Here is an 18,325-nt window from a genome sequence, read left to right as displayed (position 1 = left end):
CCTTTACAGGATTAATCTTGAGCATAGAAACGTTTGGTTTCTGATAAGCCTTGCATAATCACAGAAAGTTTTGGTTTGGCGTCACGTTCACGGCGATAGTCGTGGTTGTACACTTTGTAGTTTCCGTAGCGGTCTAGCACTGTGATTTCGTTGCTGGAAATCAAAGCGAACTCGCGGGCGTCACCTGCCATTGTCCAGCGGCGTTTGCTTGGGTCAAATAAGTTCTTACCGCTGCTAAAGTCGACAGGGTTCGAGGTAACGCCGAGTAAGTCTTGCATTAAGGTCACTGATAAATCGAAGTGACTGGTTACGTGCGTGTACTCATGTGCGGGTTTATTCGGCCAATGGATTACCATAGGGACTTGCAACTGGTATTTACTGTAGTTGCTGTTCGCGCCCCAGCTGTTGGTCTTGGTTTCGTTGAACTCCCAACCGTGATCTGAGGTGATGACAACGACTGTGTTATCCAACAATTGCTGTTCTTTTAAGGTATCGAGAATTTGTGAAATAGACTGGTCTATTTTACTGGTCGATGTGACGTAGGCTTTTTGCAGAACCGATTTGGCATCTTTATTAGAGATGTTGTCCACATGGTCTTCAAATTGCTGCATCTGCATTAGGTGAACCACGCTAAACCAACTTTTATTGGTTTCGTTTGTGAGCCACTGCTGCCAACTTTTAACGGCTCCACGGTCCGATTTGCTTTCTACATCGGTTTGGCCTTCATCTCTATTATGAAAAATAGTGTCATTGTAGATGCTGGCAGAGAAGTCATTGCCACTAAATAAGCCTAGATCGTAATTACGGTACATTAACTGTTGTATAAACAGAGGCTCAGTTTCAAAATGACGAACGCTTGCAGAGTAGGTGGCAGGGATGCCATAAAACAAGCCAAATGCTGCGCTGTTATCGTTACCAGAACTTAGGTGTTGGCTAAAGTTTTGGTTTTGCTCAGCAAATTCATGCAAGGTTGGCATGGCATCAGGAGTCATGCTATCAGCACGCAAGTTTTCAACCATAACCACCAGTAAGTTATAGTTTTTACTTTTGTTTTTGTTGATTTGCAATACTTCTAGTGGATAGGCCAGCACTTCACTGTTGGCATCACCACGCTCAATACGTTGCTGGTATTCAGCTCTATCAAACCACCCTTGACGCTCCAAGAAGGTTTTCGCCGTCATAGGATAAGAGAGAGGGAAGTTAGCTCTTTGATTGGTGATTGGATTATAGAAAGTGGCATCTGCCCAGATATAGATCAGATGGCTAAAAATAAATCCAATAAAGAAAACAGCGGCAATCGGGCGACCGATACGCTTGTGCGACAGTTTTCTTTGCTTGCGCCAAACCCACTCGGCAAGAGCGAGTTGGACGAAGAAAATAATAGGAACAAGAACGAATAACGTCTGCCACTTGGCATTTATGGCGTTTTTGTCGTCGCTTAACAGTAACTCCCAAACAATAGGGTTAAGGTGTAAGTTGAGCTCTTGATACGCTTGGGTATCTAATAGTAATACGGTGAGACCTATGGTACTTGCCAGTACACCTAAGACCCTAAACAGTTTAAAGTTAGGGACAACAAAGGTGAGAGGGAAAAGGCATAGGATATACAAGCCAAATACTAAAAAGCCGAAATGCCCCACCCATGAAGAGGCGAGGTAAAGCTGACCAAGAAAAGTCTCTGGCCAAGGAGATTCGGCTATGTAACGCGTCCCGATAAGCATTGCGATGATGACATTGAAAAAACTGAACCAATGTCCCCAACTGACAAGCCTTGATACCCGTTCCGCGTAGGAATTACCGCTATTTACCATGAATAATCGTTCTTGTAATTAATTATTAGTCATCAACTGATGCAATCAGTGCATCTGCAAAAGTTTTAGCAATGACTTTACGTTGTCCCTTCGCCACGTTCTGATTTAGAACGTTTGTGGCGATATTACCAACCAACATCAAGCTGAGTTCTGGAGTAGACTCGTGTCTCTCTAAAACGGTAGCAATCTCAGCTAACATGGTTTCAACTTTCTCGTCACTGTATTTTGATGTAATAGGCATAGTTACTCTGCTAATGATAGTGTAAACGGCTTATGATAACCTACTCTCAATAACAACTGAAAGCACAAGAGATAGAAATATCCTATGAGTTTACAATTATCCAATGTCATTTTGCATCAATTAGTTAAAGATTCTGAGCAACAGCTTGCGGTTAACTACCGAGAATCGGCTTTATCGAACGATGCTTCTACTGAAAGTTTAGTCGCAGAACTGCACCGAGTGTTCAATGCCAAGGCGGGAAAGGGCTTCGGCACCTTTGCTGAAGAGAGCGAATTTAAAGTCTGGTTGGATGAGTCACTTGCTGAGCAGCAAGACTTTTACACTTTCTCACAAAATAGCGCCAAGCGTTTAATCTCTGAAATCAGTAAATACTCATTTGCTGAAGAAGGCTTTTTAGTGTTGGCACGTTATCAGTCGTTAGCGACCGATTATTTGTTCATTGCCTTAGTGCCATCAAATGAAAGCCTTAAAGTAACCGAAGGGCTAGAGATCAGTGCCACGGATTACCTAGATATCTCGAAAATGGATATTGCGGCACGCATCGATTTATCGACCTATCAAACGGACAGCGACTCAAATCGTTACTTAACCTTTATCAAAGGGCGAGTAGGGCGCAAAGTGGCGGATTTCTTCCTTGATTTCTTGCAAGCTGAAACAGGCTTAGATACCAAGCAGCAAAACCTTGTGCTGATGCAGGCGGTGGACGATTTTGTTGCCGATGCCAAGCTGGAAAAAGAAGAAGCCAATTCTTATCGCAAGCAAGTAGCCGATTACTGCAACGACCAAATCAAAAGTGGTGATGACGTTGAAGTAAAAGAACTCTCTCAAGAGCTGCCAAAAAGTGACGATGGCACCAGCTTTGTGGAGTTTACTCAAGAGCAAGGCTATCAGCTTGAAGAGAGCTTCCCTGGTGACAGAACCGCCGTGCGCAAATTGACTAAATTTGTTGGCGCCGGTGGCGGCTTGAATATTAGCTTTGATGCCATGTTGCTTGAAGAGCGCGTATTTTATGATGCAGAGACCGATACGCTGACTATTAAGGGCACACCACCCAATTTACGCGATCAATTGGTGCGAAAAGGCTAGTTGTGCAAAGTAAAAATAGAGAAGCGTAACGAAATGGTGAGGTTTTTTGATCTTTGTTGATAAATCTCTTGTCATTCGCTTCAACTTTTTTAAATATGTCAGGAACAATAAATTTTGATTGAGCGCGAATAATTGTATTTGTCGCTCAATCTACTTAATTACATGGAGTAATAGATGATGCGAGTAGGTTTAGTCGGCTGGCGCGGTATGGTTGGTTCGGTTTTAATGCAGCGAATGGTAGAAGAGCGTGATTTTGATCTGATAGAGCCTGTCTTTTACAGCACCTCTCAGGTTGGTATTCCGGCTCCTGTCTACATGGGTAAAGATGCAGGCATGTTACAAGACGCTTTTGATATTGAAAGTCTCAAGCAACTTGATGCTATCGTCACCTGTCAAGGTGGTAGCTACACCGAGAAAGTGTACCCTGCACTAAAACAAGCTGGCTGGAAAGGCTACTGGATTGATGCAGCTTCTACGCTGCGTATGGCTAACGACTCCATTATTACTTTAGACCCTGTTAACTTAGCTCAAATCCAACAAGGCATTCATTCTGGCACTTCTACCTTTGTTGGTGGTAACTGTACTGTAAGCTTAATGCTGATGGCACTTGGTGGCCTGTACGAGAAAGGCATGGTTGAGTGGATGAGCGCCATGACGTATCAAGCCGCTTCTGGCGCAGGTGCCAAGAATATGCGTGAGCTTATCGCGCAAATGGGCACAGTGCAGCAGTCAGTGGCGGCTGAGCTTGCCGATCCTGCTTCTTCTATCTTAGATATTGACCGTAAAGTGGCGGAGACGATTCGTTCAGACGCATTCCCAACTGATCAGTTTGGCGCGCCTCTGGCGGGTTCTTTGATCCCTTGGATTGATGTGAAACGCGAAAACGGCCAAAGCAAAGAAGAGTGGAAAGCGGGCGTTGAAGCGAACAAGATTCTTGGCTTAGACGGCAACCCAATTGCGATCGATGGTACTTGTGTACGTATCGGCGCAATGCGCTGTCACGCACAAGCGCTGACCATCAAGCTAAAACAAAATGTGCCTATGGATGAAATCGAAGAGATCATCGGTACGCATAATGACTGGGTTAAAGTGGTGCCAAACGAGCGCGATATTACCGCTCAAGAGCTAACGCCAGCTAAAGTGACTGGTACTATGTCTGTGCCTGTCGGTCGCTTGCGTAAAATGGCGATGGGCGATGACTTCCTAAATGCTTTCACTGTAGGTGATCAGCTTTTATGGGGCGCAGCAGAACCACTACGCCGTACTCTACGCATCATCTTAGAAGCGAAGTCGTAATTTAGAACTCCAGTTTTTACGTGTTTAAAAAGTAAATGTTTAAAAAGCGCCGTTTGGCGCTTTTTTTGTGGCTGTTATTTGTGAGCGCTTATTTACTGAGATTAGCAGTACAGTGATTACTACCAAGGTGACAGGCATTAGTCATAATCGCTAGGCGTGTCATTTACCTTGACCACTCTCTCTTCATGCGAGGGCAGCTCACTGCCACAATGTTTGCAATGAAAGGCATCCGGTTCATGATCGTTTTTCATGCAGTTCGGGCACATCACTAATAGCCGGTGGTTTTGATAGGTTTTCTTTTGCTGTTTTACTTCTTGGCTCATTTCCGCCGTAATAATGCCAGTAGGCACGGCTAAGATTGAGTAACCCAGTAACATGGTTAGAGATGCCACGGCTCTTCCTAGTGTCGTGACTGGGGATATATCGCCATAGCCGACAGTGGTGATGGTTACAATGGCCCAATAAATGCTGGTGGGGATGCTAGTAAAGCCATTGTCTGGCCCTTCAATTACATACAAAAGTGAGCCAAATATCGTCACCAGAATGGCGACCATACTAAAGAAGACAAATATCTTACGCCTTGAGTTCAATAGTGAACGCATGATGATGTTTGAGTCTTGAATGTACTGTACAAGTTTCAAAATTCTAAAGATGCGCATAATTCTAAGGAGGCGTACCACCCCAAGGAAGTGAGCATTTGGAATGAGTAACGCCAAGTAGAAAGGTAAGATGGCGATTAAATCAACAAAACCATAGAAGCTTTTGGCGTACGCCCAAGGTTTGGGTGAACAATATAAACGCAATAGATACTCGATAGTAAATAAAACGGTAAACAAAATTTCCAGAACCTGTAAAACATTGGCGTGTTTTTGGTTTATTGATTCAACTGAGCCCATAATCAAAACGAGCAAAGAACCTAAAATTGACAGAATTAAAGTGATATCAAACCAACGCCCAGATGGTGTGTCTGTGCGAAAAATGATCACATAAAGTTTATGTTTGAGACTGTATTCATTTTGAGGCATATCATTTCAACTTAAATCAGTAATAACAATAGGATAGCATGTAGATTTAGATTGATTTGAATAAAGCAAAGGTCGATCATCGCTTGCCATAGACGAAAAAAGCACCACTAGGGTGCTTTTTATGTGTTCATTATGTATGCAAATGTAACTGCTATAGCATTAAACCTGGGAATAATGCGCCAATTCCACCGGCAATAAACTCAATTCCGAGTGCGCCAAGTATCAAACCCATAATACGAGTGATTACGTTGATACCTGTTTGCCCTAGAAAACGTACGATGAAGGGTGCAGAGCGAAACAGTATCCAACAACAAAATGCAAAAACTAAAACCGTCAGTGTGACTGCAATATAGTCGACAGGTCCGGAATGGTTAGAGCCAAATACAATTGTTGAGCTGATTGCACCAGGTCCGGCCATTAGTGGCATTGCAAGCGGTACCACACCTACTTGTTCTTTGCTGATACTTTCCGCTTTTTCTTGTTTATTCTGTTTCTGTTCACCAAGTTGCCCGTTCATCATCGAAAAAGCAATACTCACCAAAAGAAGACCACCCGCGATACGAAACGAATCTAAAGAGATACTGAACACGTCAAGCAGGAACTGACCTGCAAACAAAGAAACAATCAAAATAACTGCAACGGCAATGTTAGCTGTCGAAGCGGTTTTTATGCGTTCTTCAGGCGATAAATGATTCGTTAACGTCACAAATATCGGCATGATTCCAACCGGATTTACAATGGCAAATAAGCCAACAAAAAACTGTAAATAAACAGCGATATCGATACCTTGCATCACTAAACCTTTAACAAAAAGAGAGGGGGAGAAAAAAGTGTCGCTACTTTAATAAAGGATGCTGTTTTACGCTAGTAAAACTTGCAATTTCATACCTGAATTAAATTAAATCAACATTGATTTTGCATTAGAAAAACTAATGAATTGGCTTGTTCCATTAATGGTAGTTGAACAACTCATTTTTGATTGTCAAGGGGAGGGCGGAAACCATGGCTTTGAACTTACTTTTTGGAGCAAATTAATAATTGTCGTATGCGAAACAATGGTTATACTAGGGTCTGGCACGTTTATTACGGCCTACAGAAAAAATAAATTACTACTTAAGATAACGGTGTTTTCGTAGTAAAGCGGTACTTTCATGGATGATATCAGTGTCGTAGAAAGCCTTATTTGTCATACAATATGGCATTTAGGCCTAACTTAGCTAATAACTATTTTGCGTATAGTTCTTTCAAACTAAGTGATCTGAATCAATTTTATTCGGAGAGTGAAATAATATACTCGTCTGTGAAAGCTATTTACTAAGTTGTGTTGTTTGGTTAACAAACCTTACTAAAAAGTTTTTAATTTTAAATATCTAGGAGACAATTATGCCTGTAACTAATATGGCTGAGCTAGACGCTCTGGTAGCACGTGTTAAAGCAGCTCAAGAAGAGTTCTCAACTTTTTCTCAAGAGAAAGTGGATGCAATCTTCCGTGCAGCTTCTTTAGCAGCTAACCAAGCTCGTATTCCTCTAGCACAGCAAGCTGTTGCTGAATCTGGCATGGGCATCGTGGAAGATAAGGTTATCAAAAACCACTTTGCATCAGAGTTTATCTACAACAAATACAAGGACGAGAAGACTTGTGGCATCTTAGAAGAAGATGACAACTTGGGTACAATGACTATCGCAGAACCTGTAGGTATCATCTGTGGTATCGTTCCAACAACAAACCCAACTTCAACTGCAATCTTCAAATCTTTAATCTCTCTTAAAACACGTAACGGCATCATCTTCTCGCCACACCCACGCGCTAAAAACTCAACTAACGACGCAGCTAAGCTTGTTCTTGAAGCAGCAGTAGCAGCAGGCGCACCAAAAGACATCATTGGTTGGATTGACCAACCTTCAGTAGAACTGTCTAACGGCCTAATGAAGCATGAAGGCATTGCACTTATCCTTGCAACTGGTGGTCCAGGCATGGTTAAAGCGGCTTACTCTTCAGGTAAACCAGCAATCGGTGTTGGCGCGGGTAACGTTCCAGTAGTTATCGATGAAACAGCAGACATCAAACGTGCGGTAGCTTCTATCCTTATGTCTAAAACCTTCGATAACGGCGTAGTTTGTGCTTCTGAGCAAGCGGCTATCGTAGTAAGCGAAGTGTATGACGAAGTTAAAGAGCGTTTCGCTTCTCACAAAGCGCACGTACTAAGCAAAGCTGACGCAAACAAAGTACGTAAAGTACTGCTTATCGACGGTAACCTAAACGCTAAAATCGTAGGTCAACCTGCTCCAGCAATCGCTGAAATGGCGGGTGTTAAAGTTCCTGCTGATACTAAAGTTCTAGTGGGTGAAGGTCTGGGTAAAGTTTCTTACGATGATGAGTTCGCTCATGAGAAACTATCTCCAACTCTAGGTCTATTCCGCGCGGATAACTTTGAAGATGCGGTTGCTCAAGCTGAAACTATGGTTGAGATTGGCGGTATCGGTCACACATCTGGTCTATACACTGACCAAGATACTAACGCTGACCGTATCCGTTACTTCGGTGACAAACTAAAAACAGCTCGTATTCTAATCAACATCCCATCGACTCACGGTGGTATTGGTGACTTGTACAACTTTAACGTTGCACCTTCTCTAACTCTAGGTTGTGGTTCTTGGGGTGGTAACTCTATCTCTGAGAACGTGGGTCCTAAGCACCTTATCAACAAGAAAACTGTAGCGAAGCGAGCTGAAAATATGTTGTGGCACAAACTACCTAAGTCTATTTACTTCCGTCGTGGCAGCCTTCCAATCGCACTTGGCGATCTAGAAGGTAAAAAACGCGCATTCCTAGTAACTGACCGTTTCCTATTTAACAACGGTTATGCAGATAGCGTAGTAAGCATTCTTAAAGCTCAAGGCATCGAAGTGCAAACTTTCTTTGATGTAGAAGCGGATCCAACATTGTCTGTTGTTGAAAAAGGCGCTGCAGCAATGCAAAGCTTCCAACCAGATGTAATCCTAGCACTTGGTGGTGGTTCACCAATGGATGCGGCTAAGATCATGTGGGTTATGTACGAGCACCCAGAAACGCACTTTGAAGAGCTAGCAATGCGCTTTATGGATATCCGTAAACGTATTTACAAGTTCCCTAAAATGGGCGCGAAAGCTGAGCTAGTATGTATCACTACTACTTCAGGTACAGGTTCTGAAGTAACACCATTTGCGGTTGTTACTGACGATGAAACTGGTGCTAAGTACCCTCTAGCGGATTACGAACTAACGCCAAACATGGCAATCGTTGATGCTAACTTAGTTATGAACATGCCTAAGTCTCTAACAGCATTTGGTGGCTACGATGCAGTGACTCACGCACTTGAAGCGTACGTTTCAGTTCTAGCGAACGAGTACTCAGATGGTCAAGCTCTACAAGCACTTAAGATGCTTAAAGAGTACCTACCATCAAGCTACAAAAATGGTGCAGCTGACCCAATCGCTCGTGAGAAAGTACACAATGCGGCAACTATTGCGGGTATCGCATTTGCACAGTCTTTCCTAGGTGTGTGTCACTCAATCGCTCACAAAATCGGTGCTGAGTTCCACTTACCACACGGTCTTGCAAACGCATTGATGATCTCTAACGTTGTTCGTTACAACGCAAACGACAACCCAACTAAACAAACTGCATTCTCTCAATACGACCGTCCGCAAGCACGTCGTCGTTACGCTGAAGTTGCTGACCACCTAGACCTAAGTCAACCAGGTGACCGCACTGCACAGAAAATTGAGCGTCTACTGACTTGGTTGGAAGAGCTTAAGAAAGAACTGGATATCCCACTGTCTATTCAAGAAGCGGGTGTTAACGAAGCAGACTTCACGGCTAAACTTGAAGAGCTATCTGTGGAAGCGTTCGATGACCAATGTACTGGTGCGAACCCACGTTACCCTCTAATCTCTGAGCTAAAAGAAGTTCTAACAACGTCTTACTACGGTAAGCCTTACGTTGAAGGTGAAACTTTTGAAGGCACTACAGTAATCAAGAAAAAAGCAGACCAAAAGCCTGCTAAAGCGAAGTAATTCGACTCTTGAAAAGTGGGCTTAGATAATAAGCCCACCGTAAATAATAAAACCCCAGTGCCGTTGTGCTCTGGGGTTTTTTGTTTATTGCGACTTTTTTCCTGTGCTATTTCTGATCACTGACTTAGTGTGATTGGCATAAGACTACAACACTACCAAGACATCACCCGCCCATTAAATGAATCGTTTGACACTATGTATTCGGTGTTTCTAATTAAATCTTCTCGGATAGTGGCAAAGCTATGTTGATGATCATCCGTGGCCAAATGGTGCACGCTGGGTAAAATACCGCCGACACGGATATCAAAAGGATGAAGTTCCTTTGCCCAGCTCTTAGTCAAGCCACTGACCATGGAGCAGATGCTTTCTGTGCCGAGTATAACGTGCGCATTTTCATTAGTTAGGATGTTTATAATGACGCCACGATTGTCATTTTTACGCATTTGTTCAGCACAAGCGTGCCCACAACTGAACAGTGATTGAACTATGTTGGAAAATTTTGCACTGAACTCTTCTGCAGGAGAGGTACTGACTAAAGTTGGCAGCGGGCGGTTTTCCCAGTGATTGATCAACACATCCACACCTTGATTGTAAAACTTCTCTATGTAGTAAAACATGGCGTCAACATGCTCTTGGGTGTCATCGGGCAGAGTGTAAGTACATACGTTGTAACCCGCAGCGAGACAATCTCGATAGGTTTCCTTTAACTGTGCAGCGCTTTTATCAGTAATGACCACTCTGGCACCTAAGGAGGCAAAGTGTAGGGCAAGTGTTTTACCCAATATGGTTCCTGCTGAGGTGATCAGCACTACTGAGTTATGTATAACCATATATTTACCTCCCCCAATTTTTAAATTGCCACTTACCCTGTTTAGCACATCAATCGTAGTAACTAACAGATCACTTAATCACTGCAATGGTATAACTGTTTAGCTTGGTATTTAGGGTACGCTTAACTAATAAGCTATCAATCAATATAGTGTTTAAAAAGTAAACAGGTTGAGTCATTTGTTACAATTGTGATATGCAACAGCTTGAGTTAAGGGGTAGGTCACATATTGTGCTGAGATAGTGTGATGAATTTCGTGGTTTTCGTCAGCTTAATCATGATTGGTGGGATGTTATGAGCTGGCGCTAGAGAAATGAAGTGATGATATTGAGCAAAAAAATAGGCCACCAAATTGGCAGCCTATTTATCGCATTTTTAGCTTATTATTTAGCTAAGTTTTCTGCAACGAAGTCCCAGTTAACAAGAGCCCAGAAGCCATTCATGTATTCTGGACGAACGTTACGGTAATCGATGTAGTAAGCGTGTTCCCACAGATCAACAGTAAGAAGCGGAGTTACGCCAGCTTCTGTTAGAGGAGTTGCTGCGTTTGAAGTGTTTACGATTGCTAGTGAACCGTCTGCATTTTTAACAAGCCAAGTCCAAGAAGAACCGAAATTGTTGATTGCAGAATCAGTGAATTTAGCTTTGAACTCTTCAAAAGAACCAAATGCAGCGTTGATAGCATCCGCTACCGCACCTGTTGGTTCGCCACCTGCTTTAGGTGCTAGACAATGCCAGTAGAAAGTGTGGTTCCAAATTTGAGCCGCGTTGTTGAATACGCCACCAGTAGAAGTTTTAACGATTTCTTCTAGTGTTTTGCCTTCAAACTCAGTGCCTGGAATTAGGCCGTTTAGCTTTACAACGTAAGTGTTGTGGTGCTTGCCGTGGTGAAAATCTAGAGTTTCAGCTGAGATATGTGGTTCTAGTGCATCTTTTGCATAAGGAAGAGCTGGTAATTCAAATGCCATTTGCTCGGTTCTCCATTTATTTGGGCTAAGCCCTAAGCTTCCCATGTAGTAAGAATATGTATTTAATAAGAAAAAGGCTCATTAAGTACATGCTACAGCGTCGTTTTGAACACGAACCACTGTACTAATACCAATCGTAGCAATCAACAGTCATTGGTATAATTCGTTGGCATTCTATCAATTTTTGGTGCTAATAAAAGGTTAGGTTGCAAAATTATAACATTTACTGGTGAGTAAATCGGGAGAATTCTTTTAAAGAATATTGTCTCAGGCCTTTAATTATGGGGCTTGCAGAGGAATATGCCCTGTTATGAAAATCGCATTAACAGTAATTTTGTTTCTGCATCAATTGGTATACTATGTGGGCACTGCAACAAGATTTGTTCAAATACGTAACAATAACCTTATTTAGTTTATGGTTTTTATTCTAAACTAGTAAGGTAAAATGGCGAGATATTATCAAGAGCACACCGACTCAGAGGTCCTTAATGGAAACCCTAGACAAAATTAAACAGCAAATCGAACAAAACACTATTCTTCTATACATGAAGGGTTCACCTAAGCTTCCAAGCTGTGGGTTTTCTTCACAAGCGTCTCAAGCTTTGATGGCGTGTGGTGAGAAGTTTGCTTACGTTGATATTCTGCAAAACCCAGATATCCGCGCAGAGCTTCCAGCTTACGCGCAATGGCCTACATTCCCTCAACTTTGGGTTGAAGGCGAGCTTGTTGGTGGCTGTGACATCATTATCGAGATGTTCCAAAAAGGCGAACTACAACCGCTAGTTAAAGAAGCGGCTGAACGCGCTGCTGGCGAATAAGTGTTTTTGTAACCTATTTTTTAGGTCAATAACTAAAAAAGGCTTCCGTTTGGAAGCCTTTTGTTTATCAGTCAGCTACAAATGTAGTCACTTTTCTAAATCATTCCCCTAAAGAACCATATCCCCTAAAGAACCATAGCGGCAATCCAGCCGAAGATGATCAAAGGAATGTTGTAGTGAATAAAGGTAGGCACAACGGTTTGCCAAATATGCTCGTGTTGACCATCAGCATTCAGACCTGAGGTTGGGCCCAAGGTTGAGTCCGAAGCAGGAGAGCCTGCATCACCTAACGCTGCAGCCGTACCGACTAGGGCCACCACTGCCATTGGTGAGAAACCAAAAGCCAGCGCTAGCGGAACGTAGATAGTCGCAATAATTGGGATAGTGGAGAACGAAGAACCAATCCCCATCGTGACCAAAAGACCGACGATTAGCATCAACAAAGCAGCCAGTGGTTTGTTGTCACCAATAGAGATCGAAAGTGACTGCACTAGCGTTTCAACACCGCCTGTGGCTTTCATTACCGCGGCAAAGCCCGCTGCGGCAATCATAATAAAGCCAATCATCGCCATCATGTGTACGCCACGGGTAAATACGTCGTGAGTCTCTTTCCATGCGATAACGCCACCAAAGGTGAACACCATGAAACCGGCTAGTGCACCGATAATCATAGAGCCTGTGTACAGCTGTACAGAAAGTGCCGCCACAATACCTAGCACAGCAACAAGAATGTGTTTTTTTTTAATGTGGTTTGGCTCAGTGTCTACATGAGTGATTTCTGTTTCTTGGTAGGTTCTTGGCTTGCGATAGCTGATGAAAATAGCAATCAATAAACCAGTGACCATACCTAAGGCAGGGAATAGCATCGCCATAGGAACATCAGAAGCGGTAATATTTGTTAGACCGTTGTCTCTTAGGTTCTTGAGCAAGATGTTATTAAGGAATATGCCACCAAAACCAATTGGCAGGACCATATATGGCGTAACAAGACCAAAGGTTAGAACACAGGCAATCATGCGGCGGTCTAGTTTTAGTTTGGCAAACACAGCAAGCAAAGGTGGGATCAGAATGGGGATAAATGCTATGTGTACAGGAATAACGTTTTGCGATGACATGGTAATAAGTACCAAAATTGCCAAAACGCCATATTTTAAAGCGGTAGACGCTGAGTCATTTTTTTGACCATTGATGCGTTTTATCGCGCTTTGAGCTAGCAAATCAGTAATACCTGATTTAGAAATGGCCACAGCAAAGGTGCCTAACATGGCGTAACTTAATGCAATGGTTGCACCGCCACCTAATCCACCTTCGAAAGCAGAAATAGTATCAGTGATGCTCATACCTGCGGTAAGTCCACCGACGATGGCACTAAATGTTAACGCAACGACAACGTTAACGCGCATCAATGCCAGCAATAGCATGATGCAAACGGATATAATTATGGGATTCATTAATCTTCTCTGATTGTGTGTTTATACCAACAATTAGGGTTGGTATTAATCTTGGTCCATCAACGGCCAGCCGCCAAGGGCTTTCCACTTATTAACAATTTTACAAAACAGTTCAGCGGTTTTTTGCGTATCGTAAAGTGCTGAATGAGCTTCTTTATTATCGAACTCTATTTGTGCAGCTTTGCACGCTTTTGCCAATACCGTTTGCCCAAAAGCCAGACCACTTAAGGTGGCAGTATCAAATGTCGCAAACGGGTGAAAAGGTACGCGTTTTAGCTTAGAGCGTTCACTCGCTTCAGAGACAAAGCCATGATCAAAGGCGGCGTTGTGGGCAACAATAATGGCGCGGCTGCATTCTGCTTGTTTTTGTTCTTTACGAACTAACTTATAAATTTCTTTGAGTGCTTCTGACTCCGGAATAGCTCCACGTAATGGGCTAAAAGGGTCAGGCATGCCTATAAAATCAAGAGCTTCTTTTTCTAAATTAGCGCCTTCAAAAGGTTCAACCTGAAAATGAATGGTACTTGCAGGATGCAGATCTCCATTTTCATCCATAGCTAGAGTCACTGCGCAAATTTCCAGCAGTGCGTCAGTTTTGGAATTAAACCCAGCTGTTTCTACATCAATAACAACAGGGAAATACCCTCTGAATCGTTTTTTTAGCGTCAAAGCTTCATTTTCTACAGTCATAACAAACAAAACATATAAATAAGGGTGAGCATTATTGCAGATTCATAACTTTTTCTAAACCTAAACATGTATTTAGCTAATGGGAAAGGTGAGAATACTCTTAAATAGTGCTGCGCAATTAATCCACACTTGCATAAAATGGGTGTGCGGAACGCGCATTATTGGGCTGAGAAAATGTCTATGAATACTAAGGTTGGCACTATTAAATAGACACAAAAAAGCGATAGTTATCAGCTAACTATCGCCTTAAATATGGCATATTTTGCGTTTAAACAGAATTATCCGTTTAGACCTGCAGATGCGTTATCACGTTGGATAAGTTCAATTTTGTAGCCGTCTGGGTCAGTCACAAATGCGATATGTGTTGAGCCACCTTTTACCGGGCCGGGTTCACGAGTGACATTGCCGCCTGCTGCTTTAATAGCATCACATGTGGCGTAAATATCTTCGTAACCGATCGCAACGTGACCGAAGGCATCACCTAGGTCGTATTGAGTTGTGCCCCAGTTGTAAGTCAATTCAATCACGGCACCTTGAGACTCATCACCAAAGCCAACAAAGGCAAGAGTGTATTCATACTCTTTGTTTTCGTTTTTACGTAGCAATTCCATACCCATAACCTTGGTATAGAATTCGATAGATTTGTCTAAATCACCCACGCGAAGCATGGTGTGTAATACGCGACCTTGAGACATGCTGTTTCCTTGATTATTTTTGGTTGAGGATAATGGCGCTAATCTATGACTTTATCTTTAAATTCACAAAGATCTTCTATGATACAGCTCGCGCAGCGCGGTTTACGTGCAATGCAAGTGTAGCGGCCATGCAGAATGAGCCAATGATGTACATCGAGTTTAAATTCTTTCGGCACAACTTTAAGCAGTTTTTGCTCTACATCGTCGACGGTTTTACCCATGGCAAACTTAGTACGGTTTGATACACGATAGATATGGGTATCGACCGCAATGGTCGGCCAGCCAAAGGCGGTGTTAAGTACAACATTGGCTGTTTTACGTCCGACGCCGGGTAGCGCCTCTAAGGCTTCTCGGTTTTCTGGCACTTCACCATTGTGCTTTTCTAATAAGATTTTGCACGTTTTAATGGTGTTTTCTGCTTTCGAGTTAAACAAGCCAATGGTTTTTATATATTGCTTGAGTTCATCAACGCCAAGATCAAACAGTGCTTGCGGTGTATTGGCCACGGGAAATAGCTTATCCGTGGCCTTGTTAACACTGACGTCTGTTGCTTGCGCTGAAAGCAAAACGGCAATTAATAATTCAAAAGGGGAGTTCCAGTTGAGCTCCGTTTCTGGATGAGGGTTTTCCTCACGCAGTTTTTCCAATATGAGCCGACGCTTATCTTTATTCATTGAGTCCGTTTAAATATAAGATTAATTGTTAGTAACACGAGCACGTTGGATTTCTTTTTTCTCTTGCTTAGGTGCTTTCTTGGCTTGATAGCTGTCTATCCAGTTTTTTGCCGCAATTAAAAAGCCCACGCCGATAAAGGCACCCGGCGGCAACATAGCCAGCAAGAAATTACTATCGACATGATAAATTTGAATTCGCAATACGCTTGCCCAATCACCGAGTAGTAAATCAGCGCCATCAAATAAGGTGCCGTTGCCTAATATCTCACGCATTGCGCCAAGCACAACCAATACCGCAGTCATACCTAAGCCCATCCACAACCCATCTAGCACAGCCAGTAGTGGTGAATTTTTTGAAGCGTATGCTTCTGCGCGCCCGATGATGATACAGTTTGTCACAATCAGCGGAATAAAAATGCCCAGTGACAGGTAAAGTCCATACGCGTATGCATTTATGAGAAGCTGCACACAGGTGACGAGTGCGGCAATGATCATAACGAAAATAGGCAAACGGATTTCTTGCGGCACATGGTGACGAATCAAAGAGATGGTCAGGTTTGAGCTAACCAGTACCATGAGAGTCGCAATGCCAAGTCCCATTGCATTGGTCACCGTTGCCGAAACTGCCAATAACGGACACAAGCCGAGCAGTTGCACGAGTGCGGGGTTGTTGTCCCACAGTCCGTTTTTTAATAGGAGTTTTTTCTCTGACATTATTTCACCTCACATTGTGGTGACTGGTTTAAGATTTGCTCTTGGTTTTGAGAAAAGTATAAACCAGTTTTGTATACCGCTTTTACCACAGCACGCGGGGTGATGGTTGCGCCAGTAAATTGGTCAAATTGGCCGCCATCTTTACGTACGTGCCAGCTGTCGTGGTTATCTGGAGTTATGATTTTATTAGCAAAAGATAAAATCCAATCAGAGACACGCAAGTCGATTCTGTCGCCAAGCCCTGGGGTTTCATTTTGCGATAACACGCGCGTACCCAACACTTTACCTTGTAAGTCTATACCCACTAATAGCTTAATAGCGCCGTTGTAGCCATCTGGGGCGATGGTTTCAATCGCCACCGCTGTTGGTTTACCGTCTAAGGTTGCCACATACGCAGGCATGCTTTCTTGCGTGCCTAACGCTGGGTTATTTAAGTGTAGACAATTTGCGTATAGCTCATTGTCGTGCATGCTCATTGGGATAACTTGGTTGAGTTGTCCTTGTAGCTGCGCAATTTGTTGAGCCTGTATGGTGTCCTTGGTCAATAGGTGCGTTATTGAAACAACACCTGTTGTAATGCAAGCGAACATGGCAAGGATCAAACCGTTTTTCTGTATGGTTTTAAACATGATATTACTTGTGACCGTAGGTTCTTGGTTGAGTGTAGTAATCAATAAGTGGCACACACATATTGGCAATAATCACGGCAAACGCAATCCCGTCTGGGAAGCCACCAAAGGTGCGGATAATCACCACCAGTGCGCCGATGAGCGCGCCAAAAATCAATCGACCTTTGACTGTGGTGGCCGCAGACACCGGATCGGTGGCAATAAAGAACGCCCCTAGCATGGTTGCTCCAGAGAACAGCTGAAATAGGGGAGAGCCTTGTGCTCCCGGTGTAATAATAAATAGCAATACGCTCATGCCCAATACACCAGCCAATACGCCAGCAGGGATATACCACTGAATGACGCGCAGCTTCACCATCACTAAACCGCCAATCAGGAACATGATATTAATCCATTCCCAACCAAATCCAGCAATCCCAGAAAACAGTGGGCTATTGGTGATTTCAGACAGTGTTTGACCGTGGCCAAGTCCGGTTTTTACGGTATCTAATGGGGTGGCCATAGTTATGCCATCTACGCCGGTGCGTATTTGCTGTAGCGACATACCATCAATATTAAAACCGCTGAAGATTAAGGATAGCGCATCGGTTGCCCCTACCGGAGTCGATGAAATTTGTGCTGGCGTTAACCAACTGGTCATCTGCACCGGAAAAGAGATCAGCAAGACAACGTAAGCGACCATTGCCGGGTTAAAGAGGTTTTGCCCAATACCACCGTATAGGTGCTTGGCGACCACAATCGCAAAAAATAGACCGATTACCGTGATCCACCAAGGCGAGAGTGGAGGAATGGCAATCGCAAGCAATAATCCGGTTAATAGCGCACTGTTATCACGCAGAGCGCCAAAAGGTGAGCGGCCACGTAATAACATGATGACGGACTCAAAAGACCATGCCACCAAAATGGCAAACAGCACCTGTATTATCGTGCCAAAGCCAAAAAAGTAGGTTTGCGCCAAAATGCCCGGAATGGCACAAATGGCAACTAACAGCATCATATTCGACAGTGAGCGACGCTTTTGAGTGTGTGGTGAACTGGCGATAAAAAATGCCACTAGTTTTTCTCCTTAGAGTCACTGCTATCGACTTGTTGAGCCGCTTTTCTTGCTTTTGCCCGTGCAATCGCCGCGGCTACCGCGGCTTTCTTCGGGTCGTTTTCTGGTGCAGGTTCACTGGGTTGTGATGCTGCGTTATCTGTTGCTTGTTGCTCCGCTTTACGTGCTTTAGCGCGAGCAATGGCAGCGGCCACAGCGGCTTTTTTCGGGTCATCGCTTGGCGCAGGTTCGCCAGTGTCTGACTCGGTGTTGTTTGTCGAGGCTTGCTCTGCTTTGCGTGCTTTAGCG

General features: G+C 43.5%; 17 protein-coding genes and 1 pseudogene. 4 read left to right on the top strand and 14 right to left on the bottom strand.

Features of this window, described 5'->3' with window-relative positions; all coding sequences use genetic code 11:
* Nucleotides 1-11: 11 nt before the first annotated feature.
* Together VHA01S_RS02655 and VHA01S_RS02650 are read right to left on the bottom strand one after the other, a co-directional pair.
* On the bottom strand, nt 12-1,811 hold the full coding sequence (locus VHA01S_RS02655) for a DUF3413 domain-containing protein (RefSeq protein WP_039970023.1): 1,800 nt from the start codon (nt 1,809-1,811) through the stop codon (nt 12-14).
* Nucleotides 1,812-1,836: 25 nt separating this feature from the next.
* Nucleotides 1,837-2,052, bottom strand: a complete 216-nt coding sequence (locus VHA01S_RS02650) for a YejL family protein (RefSeq protein ID WP_023402801.1) — start codon at nt 2,050-2,052, stop codon at nt 1,837-1,839.
* Between the two features lie 84 nt (nt 2,053-2,136).
* Between VHA01S_RS02650 and yejK the strand changes: the two genes are divergently transcribed.
* Together yejK and asd are read left to right on the top strand one after the other, a co-directional pair.
* Complete coding sequence (gene yejK / locus VHA01S_RS02645; RefSeq protein ID WP_023402800.1) at nt 2,137-3,138, top strand: nucleoid-associated protein YejK; 1,002 nt, start codon at nt 2,137-2,139, stop codon at nt 3,136-3,138.
* A gap of 177 nt (nt 3,139-3,315) precedes the next feature.
* Nucleotides 3,316-4,434 carry an aspartate-semialdehyde dehydrogenase gene (gene asd / locus VHA01S_RS02640; protein ID WP_039970052.1) on the top strand — a complete coding sequence of 373 codons (1,119 nt, stop codon included), beginning with the start codon at nt 3,316-3,318 and terminating at the stop codon, nt 4,432-4,434.
* 137 nt (nt 4,435-4,571) lie between these two features.
* On the opposite strand, the gene VHA01S_RS02635 is transcribed toward asd, so the two are convergent.
* Entirely contained in the window at nt 4,572-5,459 is an 888-nt protein-coding gene (locus VHA01S_RS02635; protein ID WP_023402798.1) for an ion transporter, read from the bottom strand.
* Nucleotides 5,460-5,610: 151 nt separating this feature from the next.
* Nucleotides 5,611-6,252, bottom strand: a complete 642-nt coding sequence (locus tag VHA01S_RS02630) for a YchE family NAAT transporter (protein WP_023402797.1) — start codon at nt 6,250-6,252, stop codon at nt 5,611-5,613.
* A gap of 590 nt (nt 6,253-6,842) precedes the next feature.
* On the opposite strand from VHA01S_RS02630, the gene adhE reads away from it, so the two are divergent.
* Entirely contained in the window at nt 6,843-9,515 is a 2,673-nt protein-coding gene (gene adhE, locus VHA01S_RS02620; RefSeq protein WP_023402796.1) for a bifunctional acetaldehyde-CoA/alcohol dehydrogenase, read from the top strand.
* A 152-nt stretch (nt 9,516-9,667) separates the two neighbouring features.
* On the opposite strand, the gene VHA01S_RS02615 is transcribed toward adhE, so the two are convergent.
* Together VHA01S_RS02615 and sodB are read right to left on the bottom strand one after the other, a co-directional pair.
* Nucleotides 9,668-10,345 carry an SDR family oxidoreductase gene (locus VHA01S_RS02615; RefSeq protein WP_023402795.1) on the bottom strand — a complete coding sequence of 226 codons (678 nt, stop codon included), beginning with the start codon at nt 10,343-10,345 and terminating at the stop codon, nt 9,668-9,670.
* A gap of 382 nt (nt 10,346-10,727) precedes the next feature.
* The gene (gene sodB, locus VHA01S_RS02610) at nt 10,728-11,312 is read right to left on the bottom strand and encodes a superoxide dismutase [Fe] (RefSeq protein ID WP_023402794.1); all 585 of its coding nucleotides are present in this window, start codon (nt 11,310-11,312) and stop codon (nt 10,728-10,730) included.
* A gap of 488 nt (nt 11,313-11,800) precedes the next feature.
* On the opposite strand from sodB, the gene grxD reads away from it, so the two are divergent.
* A complete protein-coding gene (gene grxD, locus VHA01S_RS02605) occupies nt 11,801-12,130 on the top strand; it encodes a Grx4 family monothiol glutaredoxin (RefSeq protein ID WP_023402793.1) in 330 nt (109 codons plus the stop codon).
* Nucleotides 12,131-12,255: 125 nt separating this feature from the next.
* Here the strand turns inward: grxD and VHA01S_RS02600 are convergent, their stop codons facing one another.
* The 8 genes and pseudogenes from VHA01S_RS02600 to VHA01S_RS02565 form a co-directional block, all read right to left on the bottom strand.
* On the bottom strand, nt 12,256-13,581 hold the full coding sequence (locus tag VHA01S_RS02600; protein WP_023402792.1) for a Na+/H+ antiporter family protein: 1,326 nt from the start codon (nt 13,579-13,581) through the stop codon (nt 12,256-12,258).
* Nucleotides 13,582-13,626: 45 nt separating this feature from the next.
* On the bottom strand, nt 13,627-14,271 hold the full coding sequence (rnt, locus tag VHA01S_RS02595; protein ID WP_023402791.1) for a ribonuclease T: 645 nt from the start codon (nt 14,269-14,271) through the stop codon (nt 13,627-13,629).
* A gap of 278 nt (nt 14,272-14,549) precedes the next feature.
* Complete coding sequence (gloA, locus tag VHA01S_RS02590; RefSeq protein ID WP_023402790.1) at nt 14,550-14,966, bottom strand: lactoylglutathione lyase; 417 nt, start codon at nt 14,964-14,966, stop codon at nt 14,550-14,552.
* Nucleotides 14,967-15,004: 38 nt separating this feature from the next.
* Entirely contained in the window at nt 15,005-15,640 is a 636-nt protein-coding gene (gene nth, locus VHA01S_RS02585; RefSeq protein ID WP_023402789.1) for an endonuclease III, read from the bottom strand.
* A 21-nt stretch (nt 15,641-15,661) separates the two neighbouring features.
* The gene (locus tag VHA01S_RS02580) at nt 15,662-16,354 is read right to left on the bottom strand and encodes an electron transport complex subunit E (protein ID WP_023402788.1); all 693 of its coding nucleotides are present in this window, start codon (nt 16,352-16,354) and stop codon (nt 15,662-15,664) included.
* Complete coding sequence (gene rsxG, locus VHA01S_RS02575) at nt 16,354-16,983, bottom strand: electron transport complex subunit RsxG (protein ID WP_023402787.1); 630 nt, start codon at nt 16,981-16,983, stop codon at nt 16,354-16,356. The genes VHA01S_RS02580 and rsxG overlap by 1 nt, the downstream gene beginning before the upstream one ends.
* Before the next feature lie 4 nt (nt 16,984-16,987).
* Nucleotides 16,988-18,037, bottom strand: a complete 1,050-nt coding sequence (rsxD, locus tag VHA01S_RS02570; protein WP_023402786.1) for an electron transport complex subunit RsxD — start codon at nt 18,035-18,037, stop codon at nt 16,988-16,990.
* Nucleotides 18,037-18,325: pseudogene (locus tag VHA01S_RS02565) on the bottom strand (electron transport complex subunit RsxC); the annotation flags it as partial. The pseudogene VHA01S_RS02565 and the gene rsxD, both read right to left, overlap by 1 nt.

Origin of the sequence: Vibrio halioticoli NBRC 102217 (genome assembly GCF_000496695.1) — a bacterium.
Classification (GTDB): Bacteria; Pseudomonadota; Gammaproteobacteria; order Enterobacterales; family Vibrionaceae; genus Vibrio; species Vibrio halioticoli.
This window is presented reverse-complemented; position numbering and strand designations above follow the sequence as displayed.

Bases quoted from the DNA above. Each gene is read 5' to 3' on its own strand.
- VHA01S_RS02600 (WP_023402792.1), bottom strand. From the start codon at position 13,581: ATGAATCCCATAATTATATCCGTTTGCATCATGCTATTGCTGGCATTG.
- nth (WP_023402789.1), bottom strand. From the start codon at position 15,640: ATGAATAAAGATAAGCGTCGGCTCATATTGGAAAAACTGCGTGAGGAA.
- rsxG (WP_023402787.1), bottom strand. From the start codon at position 16,983: ATGTTTAAAACCATACAGAAAAACGGTTTGATCCTTGCCATGTTCGCT.
- grxD (WP_023402793.1), top strand. From the start codon at position 11,801: ATGGAAACCCTAGACAAAATTAAACAGCAAATCGAACAAAACACTATT.
- VHA01S_RS02630 (WP_023402797.1), bottom strand. From the start codon at position 6,252: ATGCAAGGTATCGATATCGCTGTTTATTTACAGTTTTTTGTTGGCTTA.
- gloA (WP_023402790.1), bottom strand. From the start codon at position 14,966: ATGTCTCAAGGTCGCGTATTACACACCATGCTTCGCGTGGGTGATTTA.
- yejK (WP_023402800.1), top strand. From the start codon at position 2,137: ATGAGTTTACAATTATCCAATGTCATTTTGCATCAATTAGTTAAAGAT.
- VHA01S_RS02580 (WP_023402788.1), bottom strand. From the start codon at position 16,354: ATGTCAGAGAAAAAACTCCTATTAAAAAACGGACTGTGGGACAACAAC.
- rnt (WP_023402791.1), bottom strand. From the start codon at position 14,271: ATGACTGTAGAAAATGAAGCTTTGACGCTAAAAAAACGATTCAGAGGG.
- VHA01S_RS02655 (WP_039970023.1), bottom strand. From the start codon at position 1,811: ATGGTAAATAGCGGTAATTCCTACGCGGAACGGGTATCAAGGCTTGTC.
- adhE (WP_023402796.1), top strand. From the start codon at position 6,843: ATGCCTGTAACTAATATGGCTGAGCTAGACGCTCTGGTAGCACGTGTT.
- VHA01S_RS02615 (WP_023402795.1), bottom strand. From the start codon at position 10,345: ATGGTTATACATAACTCAGTAGTGCTGATCACCTCAGCAGGAACCATA.
- VHA01S_RS02650 (WP_023402801.1), bottom strand. From the start codon at position 2,052: ATGCCTATTACATCAAAATACAGTGACGAGAAAGTTGAAACCATGTTA.
- asd (WP_039970052.1), top strand. From the start codon at position 3,316: ATGCGAGTAGGTTTAGTCGGCTGGCGCGGTATGGTTGGTTCGGTTTTA.
- sodB (WP_023402794.1), bottom strand. From the start codon at position 11,312: ATGGCATTTGAATTACCAGCTCTTCCTTATGCAAAAGATGCACTAGAA.
- VHA01S_RS02635 (WP_023402798.1), bottom strand. From the start codon at position 5,459: ATGCCTCAAAATGAATACAGTCTCAAACATAAACTTTATGTGATCATT.